The following is a 20,241-nucleotide window of genomic DNA, read 5'->3' on the forward strand; positions in this document are numbered from 1 at the left end:
TCTATTATGGGTTTGTAGTGAGGACTTTAGTCCGCATTTGGAGAGGACTAAAGTCCTGAATACGAACCTCTATTATGGGTTTGTAGTGAGGACTTTAGTCCGCATTTGGAGAGGACTAAAGTCCTGAATACGAACCTCTATTATGGGTTTGTAGTGAGGACTTTAGTCCGCATTTGGAGAGGACTAAAGTCCTGACTACGAACCTAGAAAATAAAAAAGCACCTTAAAAAAAGTGCTTTTATCAACATGAAGTTTGATTGTCTGACCAAACTTTTACAAATGATTCCGGGGAGTACGGGCGCCGGCAGATGCTCCAGCCATTGAAGCAACCAAACCCAATAACGAGCCGAACAAAAATGACCAACCAGCTTTCGCGGCATTTTCAGCAATATTGCGAGCATCCTGAGCAGAAACGCTAGGTGCTTGGTTGGGGAGATTCACATTACCTTGCTGCGCTTGATTAATCGCTTCTCCGGCATTCGCTGCTACAACACCAAAAGTCCCGGCTACACCATTTGCTAACAGCCAAGAGCCAATTGTTAAGGTAGTTGCCCACAAAATTGCTCCGTTCAAAAGCGCGGTGCTGCGGTTCATCGGGCCGCAAGCGCGTGCAGTTACCCAACCGCCAACGCCCAAGCTGATTAATAAACTGATAATCGACCAAATTCCTACTCCGGTACCCACGCTACCGGCTATACTGCGGGGAGCTCCTGAATTAGCAATGTTGCTCAAACCGATCGCAGCACCCAATGCACTTAACACCAGTTGTGTGCCGATCGCAATTACCAAACCTGAAAAAATTGGGCCCCACCGTACTAAATCGTGATATTCCAGGACCGGCTTAACTAGAGTCGGCTCGGTAATAACGTTGTCTACTGGTCTATTTACGTATGCCATAGCTTTTCCTTTCCTTTGTCCTTTGAGAATTGGTTCTATCTTTAACAATCTTTCACCTAAGCATTGATTGTGGCTGAGATTGATAGAAACCATATCTGCCTGGGGAAATAACCAGTATCTATGTCTGAAGAAATAAAGTAAAAAGTCATCAGCTTTGGGCCAGCAGCTATTAGCTAATAACTGATGACTGATGGCTGACAACCAATAACTATTTTATCCAGTTAAAGAACTTCGCTGATGTATATAGGAAAGGCGGCTTAACGCAATCTGACAGCCGTCCCAACAGCAGTAATCAACAGCAAAGCCCCCGAAGAGTCTACATTAATCGTGCCCGTGTCAACTTCCACGCCGATCACGGCATTAGCACCCAGGCGCTGGGCTCGTTTTTCGAGTTCCGCGAGGGCATCTCGCTGTCCTTTGAGAAACACTTCCTCGTAACTGCCGGTGCGCCCGCCGATGATGTCGCGAATCCCCGCGAAAAAATCTCGCAGGGCGTTGGTGCCGTAGACAACCTCGGCAGTTACAATTCCCAAGTAAGATTGAATTTCTGCTCCTTGGATGATATCAGTTGTTGTTACAATCATCAGTTGGCCTCAAGTGCGAAAATTTTGAGTTGGTCGATTTCTGTAGGTTTACTACATCTCCCCGCTCAAAGATTCCAGGCAAACCCTAAGCTGTAAGCTTGTTAAGCTGACAGCAATTCGCTCTTTTAATCCACACACTCTTTGAAAAAAATGGCCGTCCACAAACAAAGTCTCTTGGTATTCAGTACACTTTTGGTAGCGGGATTCGCGATCGCAACGCCGCAGATAGCGCTCTCAGCAGACACACCAGAGGAAGTTCAACCTAAAAATAATGCAAATTTAGATAGTCTGCTGCGACAAGGACGCGAGTTGGTAGATTTAGGAGACTACAGCAAGGCGATCGCCATTTATCAACAAGCAGCCCGTTTAGATGCGGAAAACCCGCGCATTTTTTCCGGTATTGCCTACCTACAAGCGCGTCAGGGAAACTATCAAGCCTCAGTGGAATTTTACCAACAGGCGATCGGTCTGGAACCGAAAAATGCTGACTTTCAATACGCCTTAGGATATGCTATGGCGAACCTGCAAAACTATCCCGCAGCAGCAGCAGCTTACCGTCGCGCCGCTGTGCTCGATCGCAAAAATGTCAACGCCCGAATTGGACTCGGAGTGGTGCTGTTTCAGCAAAAAGATTACAGCGGTGCATTTAAAGCATACCAAGAGGCGATCGCCCTCGATCCGAAAAGTTGGCAAGCTTATTCTTCATTGGGTTTAGTATTGATCCAGCAGGGAAACTTTGCCAGTGCTGTCACCGTACTCAAACAAGCAGCCAAACTCGCTCCCAAACAAGCCAGCATTCAGTTAAAATTAGGTACTGCTTTGCTGCGTAGTGGCAACACTTCCGAAGGGCTAGCAGCTTTTGAAGAAGCGTCAAAACTAGAGCCGCGGAATCCCGAAGTACAGTTAGAAATTGGCGAACTTCTCAGATCTCAAAACGACTTAGAAGGAGCGATTATAGCTTACAAGCGAGCGATTGACGTGCGACCGAATCTAGTGAGCGCATACGTGGCAATCGGGGAAATTCAACTAGAAAAACAAGATTTTTCAGGAGCAATTATCACTTTTCGGCGAGTGATCCAGCTCGATCCAGCCCGAGGAGAAGCTTATTACAACATGGGTCAAGCATTCAAAGCGCGCGATCGCAAATCCGACGCAATTCAAGCTTTTCAACAAGCCCTAGACACTTACCGCCAGCAAGGCAACAATGATGGCGCACAAAAAGCCGAGGCTGCGCTTAATGAACTGAAGTAATTAGTCAGTTGATAGTTGATAGTTGATAGTGTTTCTGATGGGTCAGAATCAACAATCCCCGATCGCGCGATACTCAGAAACCGGGTTTCTTCGGAAAATCTCGTGAAGAGGCGTAAATTCTCAGAGAAACCCGGTTTCTTGGACGCTTGCGCGTGGAACTCAGAAACCGGGTTTCTTGGATGCGCGTAGGTTCTTTCTATTCTTCAAAGGTTAAATGCTGGATTAATTTATCGCTAGTTAAATCTTCTAAAAAGTAACGATAAGCATCTGCTGACTGAAATTGCGATCGCACTCGATCTATTTTAGGCAAACTACCCTGGCGCAAATCAATATATAGCCTTTCTCAAAAAGATGAGGTATGGCTGACAGCCTACATAACCGCTGAAATCAAGAGGGCTCTCTTCCCAACAACGTCCGCGAATCTTTGTGAAAACCGCTATATTCTTGATAGCTAGAAAACTCCCAATCCTCGGCTTTTTTAACTATATTAGCACAAACTGGATTTAAGTGAATATAACGAGTTAGGTGTAATAAATACTCTTCTGTATCTACATGAAACATGAAACATGAACAATATCTGTTTGTCTATCAATATTCACCCCGCCACTCCTCTCGCCCCTACGCAGAATCATCGCATCAGAGCAAGAAGTCTGTTAATGCCATTCAAAAGTAACGAAAAATACAAAGGGACAAAATCCTACTCGCTGCCATTTGTAACTTTTAGGCTGTCTGGCAGTTGTGGCATTTCCTCATACTACCAGACAGGATAGAATGCTCGTTATTAGTGAGCGATGTAGGTAGGCAGAAAGTGAAGTATGTCGCGCAGAACGCTATATCCAGCCATGTCCCAAAGCAAATAAGCTAAGAAACCGATCATCGCTAAGCGACCGTTCCAAAGTTCTGCTTGTGGGTTTAAGCCAAACAAAAAGGCGTTCCGATCTTTGCCGTTGTAGGCATTAGCGGTAGGAGGTAAGTTAGTAGGACGAGTTTCCATGTTTTTACATTCCTTAACAATGTTTCGCCTATCATCGTAGCGACCTAATTTCTAGTTTGCTATCTGTCCATAGGTGCAAAATACATACAAGTCTAAAGGAGGATTTTGAGACCAAAATAACGTGTTAAGTTTTGTTGAAAACTATTTTTTCCGCGATCGCCTGTATCGGTAGATAGTGACGTACCCGACATTGATGCTATGCATACAGTGCGGGCTTCCCGTTTCATCCGCCGTTGCCTCTACTATCCGAAGATAGTGTTGGTCTTACACCGCATCCAGAGGTTTTAGTCAATGCTTGAATCAATCAACACATTGCTACTGACTCTTTCACTATCCCGTGATAGTGACCGGGCAGACTCCCTGCGTCCCAAGGAGTTTAAGTTCTACTCGCACAACACACCATGGATTTACGGCAATTGCCAACGGGCTAGGCGTATTCCTTCCCCGAACTCTGGTCTTGCTGTGGCAAGCGTTTGACCGCTACTGTAGCCTGTCTGTTCGAGCAGTCGGGCGGGTCAACGACCATTGACAATATAGCGTGAAAAAAATTCTCTGAGGGCATTTCAAGGTTTTCGACAATCCAGGAGGTTAACTGACTGTTTCCTCTATCTCCTGCGAGTCTGTTGGGCAACGCCCAATTCATTCAGGGAGCGTCGTCAACAGCCCTGCTCTCATCCCGACGCTCATCTTTCAGATAGAGCGCGGGGCTTCCCGCGAGATAGCTAAAGACAACTGCAAGTTGAGATGGCTGCTGTGAAAAGCTTGCGAAGCCCTGCTGCGACAAACAACGGCCGTTGTGACTCGACAATACTGAAGCCGCGAGAAGCTACAGGAAAAAAAAATCAGTCAATTTCAACCGCCAAACAGAACACGATCGCCCTTGAGTTAACTAAAATAGGAAATAGACAGAGCGCGAGGGAGAAACAGTTATCGAAACCATCTACGGCAATCTTCAGGGTCTCAAATCCAGCCAACTCAAACAACTCGAAAAGCTTTACCACCAGCGACTACCGGGCGATCGCATCACCACGGCAGAATTCGCACAGCGCGTCGCCGCCATCAGCACCGAAATCGACAAGCCAATCTGCACCTACATCAACCGTCGCGGACAAGTAATTCGCGTCGGCGTCGGTACGCCCCGCCAAACGCAGATTGCGCCCCTAGAATTGCCCCGCTACGGGGGAGGCCGCCTCAGTGGCATTCGCTGCATCGCCACCCACTTGAAGCCCGAAATCCCTAGCGAAGCAGCCATCACCGCCATGGCAATTCAGCGCCTCGACGCCCTGGTTTGGCTGACTCTGAGCGGCGGAGGATTTCAGCGCCGCGGCGGCGGTGCGACCGGTTACATCCAAGACACTTATCTGGTTCACCTCATACCCCAGGGAGACCGACCAAATTTTGAGTTCTCTGTGTTGAGCGCTAAGTTAGAACCAGCTTCAAGTAAAAGTGAGGAAATAGAAGAGCCTTTAATTCAAAACTCACCCATCAAAACTCAAAACTTTCCCTGGAAAATATCAGAACCACTGAGTTTGGACGACCTCGCAGACCAAGACTTTCTGGAGTTGGTGGAAGGACTCGAAGCAGATTTTCAAGCAGAATTTGTCGCCAAACAAGTAGATGCAGACCAAGACAAAGTGCTGCTGGTTGGTGTGATGACTCAGCACGTGACTCTGCTGGATTTTGAGGACGGACTCGCAGAAATCACGCGGCTGGTGGAAAGCGCCGGAGGTCAGGTATTGCAAACAGTGCGTCAAAAGCGATCGAACCCCCACCCGCAGACAGTCGTCGGCGAAGGCAAAATTCAAGAAATTTCCCTCACCGCTCAAACGATTAGCGCTAACCTCGTGGTATTCGATCGCGACTTGTCCCCCGCACAAATACGCAACTTGGAAATTCAGATTGGTATTCGTGTCGTCGATCGCACCGAGGTAATTCTCGATATCTTCGCCCAAAGAGCGCGATCGAGCGAAGGCAAATTGCAAGTAGAACTCGCTCAACTACAGTACAACCTGCCCCGCCTCACAGGTCGCGGTCAAGCACTATCGAGACAGGGCGGGGGCATCGGTACCAGAGGCCCAGGGGAAACAAAACTCGAAACCGAACGGCGGACGATCGCCAAACGCATTTCAAGATTGCAGCAAGAAGTCAATCAACTCCTAGCCCACCGCTTCCGGCTGCGGCAGAACCGCCACCACCATGACGTACCCTCAGTGGCGATCGTCGGCTATACCAATGCAGGCAAATCGACTCTGCTCAACCTGCTCACAAATTCCGAGGTATACGCAGCCGACCAATTATTTGCTACCCTCGACCCCACCACCCGAAAACTGACGATTCCTGGTGCGCTCACCGGCGAACCGCTGTCGCTCGTCCTCACAGATACAGTGGGATTTATTCGCGAATTGCCCCTCTCATTGATCGACGCTTTTCGGGCTACCCTCGAAGAAGTTACAGATGCCGATGCTTTGCTGCACCTTGTCGATCTTTCGCATCCCGCGTGGCAGAGCCAAATTCGCTCCGTCATGAATATTTTGACAGATATGCCCGTAACTCCCGGGCCTGCCCTTGTAGTATTTAACAAAATCGATGCCGTAGACGGAAATACTCTTGCTCTCGCCCGAGAAGAGTTTCCTCAAGCCGTATTTATTTCGGCGGCCAAAGGTCTAGGCATGGAAAGCCTGCGCGATCGACTAGCCCAGCTCATTCAATACGCCCTCTACCCTCGGTAAATACTTAAATATTCCTTTTCAGTAGTTGACATTCGGGAATACACGTACATATACTGAGGACAGATCTCGTGGAAGCATGAGACTATAAAAGAATAGTCAGATTGTGGATTGCTAATTAGAATACATCAGAGCCACTTTGCGATCGGTTGCATACTTAACTTCAGGAGGCGGCGCTCAAGGTTGATTAACAGTAAGACTTTTTCGGACATTTGCACGGACGATCGCTTACATTTGTCATAGGTCTTCGTATCATATAGAATGAATTTACCCACTCAGATGTAGGTGAAAAACCTTGGTAGTACGCAACCGCTATATCAATAAGTTGCCTCTACAGTATCAAAGTAAATAATCAGATTGGCTAATAGCGCTAAGCGATAACCAAGCTGAACGCAAGAATATAAGTGCTTGTAAAAATTTTTACGGGCATAGGTTGATACGCGCAAGGTTCGAGATCCGATCTCAACTTATGTATTTGTTAGCAAATGTGAGCAAAAAAGTATCGTAAAAACTCTCTTTTAATAGCTGTAAGGGCTCTTGGCTCAGAGGTTGCCAGACGGTGCAAACCACCCTAGGCGACTAGGGTCAAATAAAATAAGACGACCAAAGTGTTTGGGCGATCGCCTCAAGCGCTATACTATCTATTACAGGCGTCCGGGAGAGAAAACATCAATTTATGGTAAGAACTCTAAAATCTATGCCCGCCGTGCAGCGCTAATCTCTAGCACTACTTCTATTCTCCGATTTTACCACTGTTTAACTAAATAGTTATGTGTACGCCACTGGCAAAACTAGCAATTGGAATCTCTGCCACAATGGCAACAGGGTTCTACTATCTAGCTGCCGCCCCTCCGGCTTCAGCAGCAGTCGATGTGTGCGGGCCCGGAAACTATTCAAGTGCCTGCGTCCCTGATAATTCCCTCAGCCCTCAATCACCAACACCCGTACCAGTCGAAGTACCGACATCACCAGCACCCGTGCGAGACGCGGTACCGGAAGCGCTGGTAGATCCAGCACCAGCACCGATACCGATCTTACAACCTGTAGTGCCGGAAGTGCCGGTAGTCCAATCACCAAGCCCCATAATAGTAGAGCCCGTAGTACCGGAACCACCGGTAGCCTCACCACCACCATCAACCCCGATACCGATATTACCCACGCCGGTCATACCACCGGTCATACCACCGGTATCACCATCACCATCGCCAGTTCCGCCGATACCGGTGCCATCGCCGAGATTGCCAAACTACATAAACCCCCCCGTCATTAGGAGAACAACTATCCCAGAACCGGGTACTGTGGTAGCACTCCTGCTGACAGGCGCAGGAATCATGTGTTCCGCCAGAAAACGAAACAAGCAGGTCGGTCAGCAACGGTAAGCAGGCCCAAGCTGCTGCTTGTTTTCAACATCTCTCCGTTTCTTGAAGCGCGAGTGTTTTTTTGTTTTTAGGTGAAATCATAAAAAATGTATAGATAATTACTTTACAGCTTGCAGGGTACACTTGGAGCAGAAGGAAGAAGAGTTTAGCGATCGAAGGTCGTGAAGTCAAAAGCAAGAGATCGCATCGGGAAAGTACAATGCGAGAACTTCGTAACCGTCGGGCGCGGCTGCTATATATAAAAATTAAAATAAGATTAGTTAAGATTACAATAAAAAAATATCGTTATTGTATGAGCGTCCGATGACACCTAAAGTAGAAATTTACACTTGGAGAACCTGCCCGTTTTGCATTCGTGCTAAAGCACTGCTGAAGCAAAAAGGGGTTGAATTTACAGAGTACGCAATCGACGGAGACGCAGCAGCACGCGATCGCATGACCGATAGAGCCAACGGAGGCCGCACCCTGCCCCAGATCTTCATTAACGACCAACACGTAGGCGGCTGCGACGATATCCACGCACTCGAGGCTCGAGGAATCCTAGATCCGCTCTTAGCAGAATAAAGTATTTGTCCTTGAATCTTCTATTTTGCCAGATTTTTCTACGACCATTTTTAAATTGTCACTCACCATGAAATTTGCATTCATCATCGATCCGCTCGATCGACTAATTCCAGGACATGATACCAGCGTAGCGCTGATGGAGGCAGCTCAAGAATTGGGTCACGAAGTGTGGGCGACTCAAGCCAACGAATTAAGCATCATTGGCGGCAAAACCTGGGCAATGTTGACTAAAGTAGCCCTCACCCCAGTCAAACAAGTAGAAGGGCGCTGGGAGGCGGCTGAGGCTTGGTATCAGGTGGAACAGCCTGCATTGGGCCCACTCGAAGCAATGGACGCAGTATTTATGCGTACCGATCCCCCAGTCAACGTTCCCTACCTCTACACGACTTATCTTCTAGACGGCATCGATCCCGCTAAAACTTTGGTAGTTAACAGTCCCAAAGGATTGCGATCGGCCAATGAAAAGATGTATGCTTTGCAATTTGAAGGAGCGATCCCAGAAACAATTGTTTCTCAAAACAAGCAGGTAATTCGGCAATTTGTGGAGAAAAAGGGAGCGGCAGTTCTTAAACCATTGGGAGGCAAAGCTGGCGAGGGGATTTTGTTCTTGGAACCGGGCGATCGCAATCTCAACTCCATGGTTGAAATTAGCACTCAACAAGGCAAAATTCCAGTGATGGTGCAGACTTATCTGCCCGAAGCAAAAGACGGAGATAAACGAATCATCCTCTTGAACGGCAAGCCCATCGGCGCAGTCAATCGCATTCCCACCGGCAATGAATTTCGAGGCAACATGGCCGTCGGCGGCAGAGTTGCAAAAACAGAAATTACCGATCGCGAACATCAAATTTGCGCTCAGTTAGCACCAGTGCTGCAACGAGACGGACTGTACTTTGTCGGCATTGATATCATTGGCGGTTATCTCACCGAGGTTAATGTCACCAGCCCTACAGGCATCAGAGAAATCGATTTGTTTGATGAGGTGAGTTTGGGCAAACAAGTAATTGAATGGGTGGTTAGTCAGTTGACAGTTGACAGTTGACAGTTGATAGTTGTCAATTGTCAATTGTTATTTATAAGTAGTAGGGTGCGTCAGCTCTTTCTCGATACGGGAGCATCTCATTTTTGTAAAAAGCATTTTTTCTTTGAGTGCGAGCGTCCCCGCTCGCGTATTCTACAACTTGCGAGCGGGGACGCTCGCACTATAATAAATGCAAAACTGAGATGCTCCCTCTCGATACCCGCCTAAAAATCATGCTATGAGCTGACGCACCCTGCAATCTCTAACTATTTTTGCAAGAAGTCTAATAACGGAGAATTACTCATATGTCAATTATTTTTTTTGTAAAATAACAAAAAAAATCGCCTTTTTTTTAGGGTAAAAAGCTTGACTTTGATCATTTGAAAAGGTATTATTTAATAATGGGAGTGGCGACCAAATTAAAATTTAAGTCACCACTCCCATTATTAAATAATAATATCCCGATAATCCCGAAAAATCAATAGGTAATAGTTACTTTTTTAGGACAAATTTTTTAACAAAATCACAAAAAAACTCGGTGCATTTCACAATATTGTCAGAAGTTCATATCTTGGCAAGCTTGTATGCGAGGAGAAAACATTGCACTCCGAAGCTTTCTTATCTTAAAATTATCTCCGTTAATCTGCCTTCAATCTGCGGTTGAGTTCTCAATCAAAGACTGAATCCCCAATCCCAACCCTCAATTATTAAATCATGTCAAAAATTGGCGTTGCAGTAGTCGGTACAGGTTTCGGTCAAAAAGTGCACCTGCCCGGATTTCAAACCCACCACCGGACAGAGGTTGTGGCTGTGTATCACCGAAATTTAGATAAAGCTCAGGCGATCGCCACCGCCCACAACATCCCCTACGCTTGCAACTCGATCGCAGATATAGTAGCGATCCCACAAGTAGCGGGCGTCAGCATTTCCACGCCGCCATTTTTGCATTTTGAAATGGCAAAAACAGTCCTAGAAGCAGGGAAACATTTATTATTAGAAAAACCGACAGCCCTGACAGCTAATGAAGCTAGGGAACTTTACCGATTAGCAAACAGCGAATCTCAAACCCAAGCAATTGCCACCATGGACTTTGAGTTTAGGTTCATTCCCGCATGGCAAATGCTAGCAGAATTATTAGCAGCAGGATATGTAGGAGAAAAGCGTTTAATTAAAATTGATTGGTTGGTGTCCGGCCGCGCTGATGCGACTCGCCCTTGGAATTGGTACGCACAAAAAGAGCGAGGTGGCGGAGTTTTGGGCGCGACAGGTTCCCACGTTTTTGATTATATTAGCTGGCTGTTCGGCCCCGTGCAGAGGCTTTCAGGGCAATTGATTACAGGAATTTCGGCGCGGCCGGATCCGAACGATTCGGGAAATTTAAAACCAGTTGATGCCGATGATTCTTGCACGTTGATGCTGGAATTGGCTGGGGGAACTCCTTGTCAAGTTTGTTTGAGTTCGGTTACTTATCAAGGGCGGGGACATTGGGTCGAAATTTACGGCAGTAAGGGTACTTTGGTTTTGGGAAGCGACAATCAGCAGGACTACGTGCACGGATTTCGCTTGTGGGGTTCCCAAGCTGGAGAACCTTTAGCTGAAATTAAGATTCCTCAGAGATTGGAGTTTCCTCAAGTTTATCCAGACGGGAGAATTGCACCGTTTGTTCGAGTAGTAGACAGGTGGGTTGAAGCAATTGATGCGGGGAAATCTTTGATACCGTCCCTCAAAGAAGGGGTTTACTCGCAGTTGTTGATGGATTTGACCCAGGAGTCAAATGCTACGGGAACTTGGGTGGATGTACCGAATTTAGATAAATTTTTGGGTGTCAGTTCAACAGTTGACAGTTGACAGTTGACAGTTGACCATGGGAGAGCGACCTCTACCTAGAAGGAAGAGTATTGGAGTAATGAATAGTCTGATTTTAATTTCTCCTGCTCCGGGTTCCGGCTTTCAACCAATTCTTTTAGGTAAGATTAAAAACCGAAGCATCTCAGTTTTGCTTCTAAGAGTGCTGTCCTCGCTCGCGAGTCTTGCATCGCTGGCGGGTGAGGAGGCTCGCACTATAAAAAAAGGCTTTTTATGAAAATTGAGATGCTTCATTAAAAACTTACAAAGCAATGTCGCCCACTCGATCGCACCCCAAACCGGATAAACTACTAATAGAGAAACTCAATCGATCCCTTTATCCAGATTCGGTAGTTGTGAATGGCGCGCCCTGAAAGTCCTTGCCTCAGTATAGCGATCGCTCGCCTGAGAACCGCTGGGGCAAACCATTTTGCCACTTGGGTTCTACAAGCTCCCTATCCCAGTGGGTACGTTCACCACGACTGTATGTGGCCGCTGGCCCTGTCCCAATCTTGGAAAGCTTGGCAGGAAATGTTTTCCCCGTCAGGGACAATTCACGAATTGCCCCTAAATCCTGATGGCAGTTTAGTCTCCCCGGAAAACAACCAAAATCTACTGGCAGAAACTGAAAAACGAACTGCTCAATCTCTACAAATCCCTCCAATTATGCCCTCTGTGCCGCTCCACCTCAGTCAAGGGGGGTTGGTGGAGAGGGGCGAGCAGAATCCGCCACCGCCACCTCCTAGCTACAGCAGTCGCCTGATGCAGCATTTGGGGATCGATCTTTGGCAGTGGCTGTTTGAAGGGCCGATTCAGGGCAGTCTCCAGGAAAGTAAAGGTATCGCGATCGGGCAAAATCTACCCCTGCGAGTCCGCATAGACTTGCGCGAACCGTATTTGATTGCCCTACCTTGGGAAATTATGCAGCCTCAAGCCGGTCAACCGGCCATTTCTCTGTCGCAGCAACTGCTTTTCAGCCGCACTACCAGCAATGTTGAGCCTTTACCGCCCCTGCGTCCTGCCGATTCCCTCAACATTTTGCTCGTTTTGGGACAAGCAGAACCCGGCCGCGGTGCAAATTCAGAATTTTCTAGGGGCAATCATCGTCATTTGCAGTTGGAAGCAGAAGCAGTCGCCCTTGCTGGGGTTCTCGAAAGTGCTTTTCAAACCGACGACAGCGGTAAATATTTCGACATCAGCGTTCCGACTCGCGTCGATACTCTGATCGAACCTACTCCGGCGGAACTAATTTCTCGGCTGGAAACGCAAGCTTATAACATTCTGTTTTACGCCGGCCACGGGATACCTGGGCCTGACGGTGGCTTGCTGTTTTTGGGGCCGGACACGGCGATTAACGGTACTGAATTGGCTCAGGTTTTGGTTCGATGCCGGGTGACGCTGGCGGTGTTTAATGCCTGCTGGGGAGCTCAGCCGGCGGTGGAGAGGCTGCATTCAAATAACGGCCAGCAACAGGCGATCGCCCGCAGCAGTTTGGCTGAGGTGCTGATCCATCACGGGGTGCCGGCGGTGTTGGGGATGCGGGACTCGATCGCCGATCGCGAAGCCCTGAGTTTTATCCAAACTTTTGCCCAAGCTTTGGCCGGACGAATGTCGATCGATCGCGCCGTCGCCATCGCCAGACAGCAGCTACTGACACTGTACAAGTTCAATCAACCGGCTTGGACGTTGCCCGTACTGTATATGCACCCAGAGTTTGACGGTCAACTGACTGAACCGGTAGATGACCTGAAAACTGAACTCCCTTTGAATTCTTCTACTTGGCTGGGACGTTTGCCGTCTTGTGCTTACTTGCGGGGGCGCGATCGACCAAATGTCAAATCTAGCGAATCTGGCAATCAGGTTTGGCCCATTACCGCTGGTATGGTTCGAGTTGGACGCTGGGAAGAAAACGACGTAGTGATTCGAGAACAGTGGGTTTCTCAAAAACACGCGGAGATTTTCTGCCGCAACAGCATCGGCGATCGCGGGGGCGAACCTAGCTACTTCCTGCGCGATTTTTCCCGCTACGGGACTCTAGTTTTGGGTACAGACGGATGGGTGAGAGTTCACCACCAAGAACTGCTGCTGCAATCGGGTACTCAGCTAAAATTTGGCAGTTCTCAAGGTCAGATTTTTGAATTCACTATTGAGGTTCCAAAAACTTCGGGCTACAGTGAGACTGATTGCGGAACTAATTAAGGTGCGGGTGTAGCTAATGAAGGCAATCGGCGATCGGGACACCAAAGTTCTCGACGCCCGTGTCTCAAGTCTGAAGTTAAAACAGTTACTCACCACTGGCAACTAGCACTTGGCAGAGTCCACCTTCTGTATTTTACTTGAACTACTTAGGTATTACATCATGGCTACCCAATCTCCTGATTCTCAATATTTTCGCGACTCACAAACTCAGGCGCAGATGGAACTTCTCACCACAATAGTTCAGACTGATGTTGCTTATCCTTGGAATCCTGCACAGCTTGAATCAGAATCTTATTTAACCGATCTAGAGCAAGAATTTGCCCTGTTTGATTCCTTCAGCGATAGCGATATTGCCGAAAAGTCGCAAGTTTTATTCACTCAATTAGAACAAGTTTGGCTGACTACTGCTTTGCAAAAATCTTTGCGCGAAAAATTTGCTCGGGTTCCTCAAGATTTTCTAGCCTGCATCGCTCAAAGCGTCCAAAACGCAACTGTTAAGTATCAATCTTTAGCTGACCAAATGGTTGAGTGCGTGTTAGATATTTTGCCTCAGTGGGCTGAGGAAGATTTGCAGGTGTTGGCGCGTCCTTTGGCTTATGCGATGCGAGAGGCTGATTCGTCCGCAGTGGAAGTGGTGATGGAGACTAGAAGACCTTGGGCCCAATTGTCGGAAATAGAACAGGCGAGAGTTGGTTTGGCTGTCGCCCGCTATGCAATCTCGCAATTAGAAATTTCTGATTAGTTTTTGACGGCTAGTTTTTTATTCTGCGATCGCGGTAATTTTAAAAATTAATATAAAATCAATCTACCTTTAGTTAGATGTCACATTCGTCTAATTATTAGCCCCTAGGGATTGCTATCTCAAACGATAGCAATCCTATTTGATTTGTAGACATGATATTTTTTGGTTGAAATAACTGCAAAAAGTCGAAGAATGCTGGCAGTAAACAGGAAAAACCATCAGAAATGGGGCAAAAAATTTGGTTTATAGGGCAATACGGTTGACTTAAGAAGGATCTGACTTGCCAAAAAATCCTGTACTGCCTATAAAATCGTCAGATGAACTTCCCCAAAAAGTGTTAAGTAAACCGTATTGGTTTATAGGGAGGCACGTTTGTAGTGTGAACTTTAGTCCGCAGAATTTTATGAGCACGTGCATTCCGAAGATCGAACCAGGTTTGTAGTGAGGACTTTAGTCCGCAGAATTTTATGAGCACTAGCATTCCAATCGAACCAATTGTATTGTGCGATCGCACACAATCTCAACAAGCTGTTGCTATACTTGGCCTGGACTGGATATTGCTGAGTAGTTTGCCATCAGCAAGCCAGTGAACTATCATAAAATTGTCAGAATGTTAAAAAATGTAAATATCGTCAGTGGGGTGTGTCGGAATTTTCAACGGGATTAAAAAGTGAACAGCAGGAAACCTTGACAGTTGCAGATACGATCGGGAATTGCAAATTTTATGAGAAATTCAAGATGTGACCTTCAAGACTTGAAACGCCACTTTTTTAGGTGGATTTCGCACGTACAGGTGGCAACGCTAGTCGTGTTGGGGGTAGTTGCTTTCGCAGGTGCGATCGCCGCAGCCTGGTTGAGCGGTGAAGGTACAGTCAGCGGTATTTTTGCCACAATCAATACTTGGCAGCAAAACCCGCCTGTATGGCTCCAAGTACCCGCGGCAAGCAAGATGTATTTGTTTGTACCGACTTTCGCCCTCGTCTCGGTTGCTTTAGCTGCGATGAAAATTTCGCCTCAACCACAGAAATGGTCGCGGGCTGTGGTAGTTGGCATAGTTTTGGCTTTAACCATTCGCTACGTTTTGTGGCGATCGCTAGTTACCCTAAATTTAAGCGATCCCCTCAACGGTATCTTTAGTTTGGGACTATTTTTCCTAGAAATGCTGATGGTTGTCAGCAGCAGCATTCAAATGTATTTAATGCTGAGAATGAAAGACAGGCATCGAGAAGCCGATCGCATGGCTGTTGCAGTTGCAGAGGGAACCTTTGCCCCGTCCGCAGACATTTTCATCCCAACTTACAACGAACCAATTTTTATTTTGAGGCGCACAGTCATCGGCTGTCAAGCTTTAGATTATCCTAACAAACAAGTATATTTGCTTGACGATACAAAGCGCCCTGAAATCCAATTGTTAGCCAAAGAACTGGGATGCAAATATATAACTAGACCAGATAACAGTCACGCCAAAGCTGGTAACATCAACCACGCCACAAGCCTAACAAATGGAGAACTCATTGTAGTTTTTGATGCCGACTTCATTCCCACTAAAAACTTTTTAACAAGAACAGTTGGCTTTTTTCAAAATCCAGAAATCGCCCTCGTGCAAACACCGCAAAGCTTTTACAACCACGATCCCATTGCCCGGAATTTAGGTTTAGAAAATGTGCTGGTGCCGGAAGAAGAAGTATTTTACAGGCAAATTGAAATCATCAAAGATAGTGCAGATAGCGTAGTTTGTGCTGGCACGTCTTTTGTAATGAGGCGCAGCGCGCTAGAAACAGTGGGAGGCTTTGTCACAAATTCAATCTGCGAAGATTATTTTACCGGAATTCGGTTGTCAGCCACCGGGTATCGTTTAGTTTACTTAGATGAAAAATTGAGTGCTGGTTTGGCTGCTGAAAATATAGAAGCCCATCTAACTCAAAGATTGCGCTGGGCGCGAGGCACCCTTCAGGCATTTTTTATTGATTCCAATCCTTTAACGATTCGCGGCCTGAGATTCGTACAAAGGCTGTGTCACCTGGAAGGATTGCTGCACTGGTTTACCAGTTTAAGCAGGATTGTGTTTCTGTTGATGCCTTTAGCTTATGCGTTTCTTGGGGTACTTCCTTTGCGGACAAATGCGCGGGAATTAATCTACTTTTTCCTGCCTTACTATTTGGTGCAAGTTACTGTGTTTTCTTGGCTGAACCGCAAATCGCGATCGGCTTTGCTATCAGATGTTTACTCGTTCGTCCAGTGTATTCCTTTGGCGGTGACGGTGGTGAGTGCCATGCTCAATCCCTTTCAGAAAGGGTTTAAGGTGACGCCAAAAGGAATTGCGAGCGATCGCTTTAGTTTTAACTGGAATTTGGGATGGCCTTTGATTGTCTTGTTCGCAGCTACAGCATTCGGTTTGTTCCATAATTTAAGCATTCATTTAGTTAAACATACGGGCAGTTGGCAGGGAATACCAGCAAGTGCTGATTTGTTAAAAGGTGTGAGTGCGGGCTGGATTTGGAGCGTTTACAACCTGCTGATGCTGGGAATTGCGCTGCTAATCTTGGTGGATATTCCTAAGCCGGATATATACGAATGGTTCAATTTGCGGAGGGTGGTGCAGTTGAATGTGGGAGGTAAAAGTTTTTGGGGAATAACTACTGTAATTTCAGAAAGTGGCGCTGAAGTTGCTCTGACTGAACGGCCGAGTTTTGCGATCAAAGGTAAAGGGAGCAAACAGAGTTTTACCGCAGCAGAGATGTTACCCAAATATGCCGCTGAGACAAGTTTATCGCAGGGTAAAATCAGAGCGATCGCTCGCAGCGTAGCAGTCAAAGCGAAGATATCCGTAGCGCCGCCTGTGATGGAGTTGGACACCGAAGCTCGTTTTGATAACCATTTGATTGATTGCGACTCGGCGACTCTGGAAATTATGGAAGAGAAATGTTTGATTCCTGTGGCTAAGATTGAGTTGGTTAGCGATAAATCTCACTTGGAGTCGAGTTTTCGGGATGCAGCAGGGTGCAGTGTTGCGGAATTTCCGACTGTGCGAATTGCGTTCGATCGCCTAAACATGAGCCAACACCGCTGTTTGATCGAAATGCTGTACTGTCGCCCAGGGCAGTGGAAGCGCCAGGAAACGCCCGGAGAATGGCACTCGCTGTGGCTGTTGTTGAGAATTGCTTTCAAGCCGAGGGCTATTTTTGAGAGAAACAGGCCAGTTAGGGCGATCGCAGTTTCGCAAGTTTAGCCATATCTCGCTGTTAGATCCTGATTAAAATCTCACAGTATGAATATTGGGGTAACATGAAAGTTAGTTATTTTTCTCGAAATTACTCAATCCATGAAGCTCAACTCATTCTTGTTTTATAAAGCGGTTTTGGTGGCGAATTTGCTCCTAGCATCTGTCACCGCTTTAAGTGTTGGTGTTCAAGCCGAAACCAAAAACCCTCCTGAGAATTTTCGCTCTAAATGCAGTTTTTACGGACAGAATCAACGACAAGCACAAACAATAGGCTGTTCAGTGAAGCAGAATCCAAACAAAATTACAATTGTCTGGGATGATGGGTTCACAACTAATCTGGAGTTCTCAAAAGATGGTGTTTGGGAATCAATGCCATCTCGATCGAAAGCAGACATAACATTTTATGCAGGTAGCGGACAAGTATCTAGGGTTGAAATTAAGGAAGGCCCCGGTAAAGGTATTCTTGTTGTAAATCCTCTTTAAAATTAGGTTGAAAAACCCGGTTTTTCTCAAATATCGCGGATATATCCGGATAGATATTGATTCAAAAGCCGGGTTTTCACCTTGGTGTGTCAAGGACTGTTAGTATCAAACTCTCTCCTAAAATGATGGTGGCGGTTTTGGCGTCGGGGCGTAGGGTAAATTGGGGGTTTGCGGTGATGAAACTGGGAGATTTGGGCGGCTGCGGCCAGTCAGCCACCAAATACCTCCACCTACTAGGGCGATCGTAATTAACAGCGACAAAATGACCGCTGGAACTTTATTTTTTTGGGACATGACTTTAAAATTTTAGATTTCTGTCAATCTTATCTAGTAGAAATAATTCATTCACCCGATCGGTTACACCATTTCACTTACCCGAAACTGAGGGCAATTGTTCGCGAATCACTTCCCCTGTGCCAAAATCAGTAAACTGACGTATTTCCGGTTCATGGAATGCTAAAACAATATCTTCTTTAGGCACTCCCAATTCGACAAGTTGGTTGGCAATTCCGACTTCAGTACCGTCATGCTGAATCCAAATTTTTCCACCCTTGATGTCAAGATGTAGAATACAGCCAAAATCGCGTTTATTTCCACGCCAACCAACATACAGCAATTGATAACGATCTTGCTCGCTATCGAAAAGAGTTTGCACTTCATATTCTTGGGCGTTGTATAGTCTCGAAGCCCGCTCTCGCCGTTCTGAAAGTAGATGACGAATGTATTGCCGATATTGCTCTATAGCCATTGAACAATAGCCTCCTATTGTAACAGTTGACAGTTGACAGTTGACAGTTGACAGTTAACTGGACGTTAATGTTCCGATGCTAATAGATTTGGTATTACAACATTCCCAATAAAATGCAAATAGTTTACAAACCGGATATCGGCACAAATTCATAACCGTAACTGGTGCGATTTCCCGGTTTGACAATTACTAATTGAACTGCTCGATTGCGATCGCCCGAAGGTAGAAATCGAATCGGCCCCGATGCTCCTGTTGCCGAAAAATCCGACGCAGATAAAGCTTGTTGAATGCCTGTGCGAGTCGGATTGCGCCCTAAACCGACAATTAGCGCGATCGCTGCATCGTAAGCTAAAGCTGTGCGCCAACTGACTTCAGCATTCCAAAGTTGTTTCGAGGTTTGGGGAAAGTTTGACTGCGGATCTGCGAGAATGTGCCAAGGAACTGCCAACACCATATCTGTGGCTCCTGCGCCACCAATTTGCAGCATTTTAGCACTATAAGCGCCGTCTCCTGCTAGTAACGGCAGCCGTTTGGCGTTGACTTGCACTACTTGCAAAGCTTGGTCGATAGTGGACGAATTGGACGCTAACATCATGACTTCTGCTCCCTGGGCGATCGCACTTTTAACGCTTTCGGCAGCATTAAAATTCCCCTTAGCAAAGTCAAATTCCGATACTATTTGTCCGCCATCTCCGTAAACAGCAGTAGTAAATTCATCTTTTAAAGATTTGCTGTAACTGCTGGCAGAATTAAAAAATATAGCAACTTTTTGCTTTTGCAATTTTGTCAGCATATAACGGGAAAGAGCATTCGCCGCAAATCGATCGCTCGGCACTGTCCGAAATATATTGCTACCAACTCCTGAAAGCTGCACAGAGGTACTTGTCGGAGATATTGCTACTAATTGATTTTGCTGGTAAATCTTGCTCGCTGCTAGGGTTGTGTCCGAACCAAAATGCCCGATTACTCCTAATATTTCTGAGTTATTTGCGATCGCACTGGCAATTTGCGAGGCAATCTCTGGGTTGTTGTCGTCGTTAGCAATTACCACTTTTAATGGAGTCCCGTTAATGCTGCCGTTTTGGTTGATTTCATTTTGAGCTTGAGCGACTCCCCGCAGAATTTCTTGAGCAGCATTGATATCGGTGCCAATGGGAACCGCTGCGGCAATTGTGTAGGATTTTTGGTTGCCGATACGGGCGTTGTTGAGGTAAATTAGTGCTTCGGGATCGTTGCGATTAGCTTGCAGCGAAGCTTCTAAGTCAGAAATAGCGGCGTTGTAGTTGCCAGAGGCGATCGCCTCTACTGCTGCTTGTTTCTTTGTGCTTGCTTTTTCAGAAATTAACAATTTTTTTCCCGCACTCAGACGCTGCTGAATTTGCTGCTCTGACTGCAATGAATTCCCCGTGGGGGAGTTGGAAAATGTCTGATTTTCGGGTGATGAACCTCCAGGAATGCCGCCGCGGCTTGTCAGCCACCAAATGCCTGCACCGGCTAGGGCGATCGTAATTAATAGCGATAATACCAAAACAGCGGTTTCGTTTTTTTGGGACATGGCTGCACAATTTTAGATTTTAGGTTTAGG

General features: G+C 46.6%; 19 protein-coding genes. 12 read left to right on the forward strand and 7 right to left on the reverse strand.

All coding sequences use genetic code 11. The features are described from left to right. Positions 1–273 precede the first annotated feature (273 nt). Together QZ918_RS02205 and QZ918_RS02210 are read right to left on the reverse strand one after the other, a co-directional pair. On the reverse strand, positions 274–897 hold the full coding sequence (locus tag QZ918_RS02205; RefSeq protein ID WP_293330533.1) for a hypothetical protein: 624 nt from the start codon (positions 895–897) through the stop codon (positions 274–276). A 257-nt stretch (positions 898–1,154) separates the two neighbouring features. Then, positions 1,155–1,481, reverse strand: a complete 327-nt coding sequence (locus QZ918_RS02210; protein ID WP_172184303.1) for a YbjQ family protein — start codon at positions 1,479–1,481, stop codon at positions 1,155–1,157. A gap of 150 nt (positions 1,482–1,631) precedes the next feature. Between QZ918_RS02210 and QZ918_RS02215 the strand changes: the two genes are divergently transcribed. Then, a complete protein-coding gene (locus tag QZ918_RS02215) occupies positions 1,632–2,732 on the forward strand; it encodes a tetratricopeptide repeat protein (protein ID WP_293330536.1) in 1,101 nt (366 codons plus the stop codon). 781 nt (positions 2,733–3,513) lie between these two features. Here QZ918_RS02215 and QZ918_RS02220 read toward each other — a convergent pair. After that, positions 3,514–3,726: a chlorophyll a/b-binding protein gene (locus QZ918_RS02220; RefSeq protein WP_293147923.1), complete on the reverse strand. Its 213-nt coding sequence runs from the start codon at positions 3,724–3,726 to the stop codon at positions 3,514–3,516. Positions 3,727–4,153: 427 nt separating this feature from the next. Beyond that, entirely contained in the window at positions 4,154–4,369 is a 216-nt protein-coding gene (locus QZ918_RS02225) for a hypothetical protein (RefSeq protein WP_293330539.1), read from the reverse strand. A gap of 523 nt (positions 4,370–4,892) precedes the next feature. Here QZ918_RS02225 and hflX point away from each other — a divergent pair. From hflX to QZ918_RS02280, 11 genes are all read left to right on the forward strand, one after another. Next, entirely contained in the window at positions 4,893–6,455 is a 1,563-nt protein-coding gene (hflX, locus tag QZ918_RS02230) for a GTPase HflX (RefSeq protein WP_293330542.1), read from the forward strand. A gap of 767 nt (positions 6,456–7,222) precedes the next feature. Further along, the gene (locus QZ918_RS02235; RefSeq protein ID WP_293330545.1) at positions 7,223–7,831 is read left to right on the forward strand and encodes a PEP-CTERM sorting domain-containing protein; all 609 of its coding nucleotides are present in this window, start codon (positions 7,223–7,225) and stop codon (positions 7,829–7,831) included. A 303-nt stretch (positions 7,832–8,134) separates the two neighbouring features. Beyond that, positions 8,135–8,395, forward strand: coding sequence for a glutaredoxin 3 (grxC, locus tag QZ918_RS02240; protein ID WP_293330548.1), 261 nt, complete (start codon positions 8,135–8,137; stop codon positions 8,393–8,395). Positions 8,396–8,462: 67 nt separating this feature from the next. Further along, a complete protein-coding gene (gene gshB / locus QZ918_RS02245; protein ID WP_293330551.1) occupies positions 8,463–9,437 on the forward strand; it encodes a glutathione synthase in 975 nt (324 codons plus the stop codon). A 693-nt stretch (positions 9,438–10,130) separates the two neighbouring features. Continuing rightward, complete coding sequence (locus tag QZ918_RS02250; RefSeq protein ID WP_293330554.1) at positions 10,131–11,264, forward strand: Gfo/Idh/MocA family protein; 1,134 nt, start codon at positions 10,131–10,133, stop codon at positions 11,262–11,264. A 58-nt stretch (positions 11,265–11,322) separates the two neighbouring features. Beyond that, positions 11,323–11,499: a hypothetical protein gene (locus QZ918_RS02255; protein ID WP_293330557.1), complete on the forward strand. Its 177-nt coding sequence runs from the start codon at positions 11,323–11,325 to the stop codon at positions 11,497–11,499. A 122-nt stretch (positions 11,500–11,621) separates the two neighbouring features. Continuing rightward, on the forward strand, positions 11,622–13,460 hold the full coding sequence (locus QZ918_RS02260; RefSeq protein ID WP_293330560.1) for a CHAT domain-containing protein: 1,839 nt from the start codon (positions 11,622–11,624) through the stop codon (positions 13,458–13,460). Between the two features lie 160 nt (positions 13,461–13,620). After that, positions 13,621–14,202, forward strand: a complete 582-nt coding sequence (locus QZ918_RS02265; protein WP_293330563.1) for a hypothetical protein — start codon at positions 13,621–13,623, stop codon at positions 14,200–14,202. Positions 14,203–14,669: 467 nt separating this feature from the next. Next, positions 14,670–14,792, forward strand: a complete 123-nt coding sequence (locus QZ918_RS02270; RefSeq protein ID WP_293330566.1) for a hypothetical protein — start codon at positions 14,670–14,672, stop codon at positions 14,790–14,792. Between the two features lie 134 nt (positions 14,793–14,926). Beyond that, positions 14,927–17,431, forward strand: a complete 2,505-nt coding sequence (locus QZ918_RS02275) for a glycosyltransferase family 2 protein (RefSeq protein WP_293330569.1) — start codon at positions 14,927–14,929, stop codon at positions 17,429–17,431. A 93-nt stretch (positions 17,432–17,524) separates the two neighbouring features. Continuing rightward, on the forward strand, positions 17,525–17,908 hold the full coding sequence (locus tag QZ918_RS02280; protein WP_293147941.1) for a hypothetical protein: 384 nt from the start codon (positions 17,525–17,527) through the stop codon (positions 17,906–17,908). A gap of 117 nt (positions 17,909–18,025) precedes the next feature. Here QZ918_RS02280 and QZ918_RS02285 read toward each other — a convergent pair whose 3' ends face one another. The 3 genes from QZ918_RS02285 to QZ918_RS02295 form a co-directional block, all read right to left on the reverse strand. Further along, complete coding sequence (locus QZ918_RS02285) at positions 18,026–18,202, reverse strand: hypothetical protein (RefSeq protein WP_293147943.1); 177 nt, start codon at positions 18,200–18,202, stop codon at positions 18,026–18,028. 73 nt (positions 18,203–18,275) lie between these two features. Continuing rightward, on the reverse strand, positions 18,276–18,656 hold the full coding sequence (locus tag QZ918_RS02290; RefSeq protein WP_293330572.1) for a XisI protein: 381 nt from the start codon (positions 18,654–18,656) through the stop codon (positions 18,276–18,278). Positions 18,657–18,780: 124 nt separating this feature from the next. Further along, entirely contained in the window at positions 18,781–20,211 is a 1,431-nt protein-coding gene (locus QZ918_RS02295; protein WP_293330575.1) for an ABC transporter substrate-binding protein, read from the reverse strand. Positions 20,212–20,241: the final 30 nt, after the last annotated feature.

The organism is Microcoleus sp. CAWBG58 (assembly GCF_020883045.1).
Taxonomy (GTDB): Bacteria; Cyanobacteriota; Cyanobacteriia; order Cyanobacteriales; family Microcoleaceae; genus Microcoleus.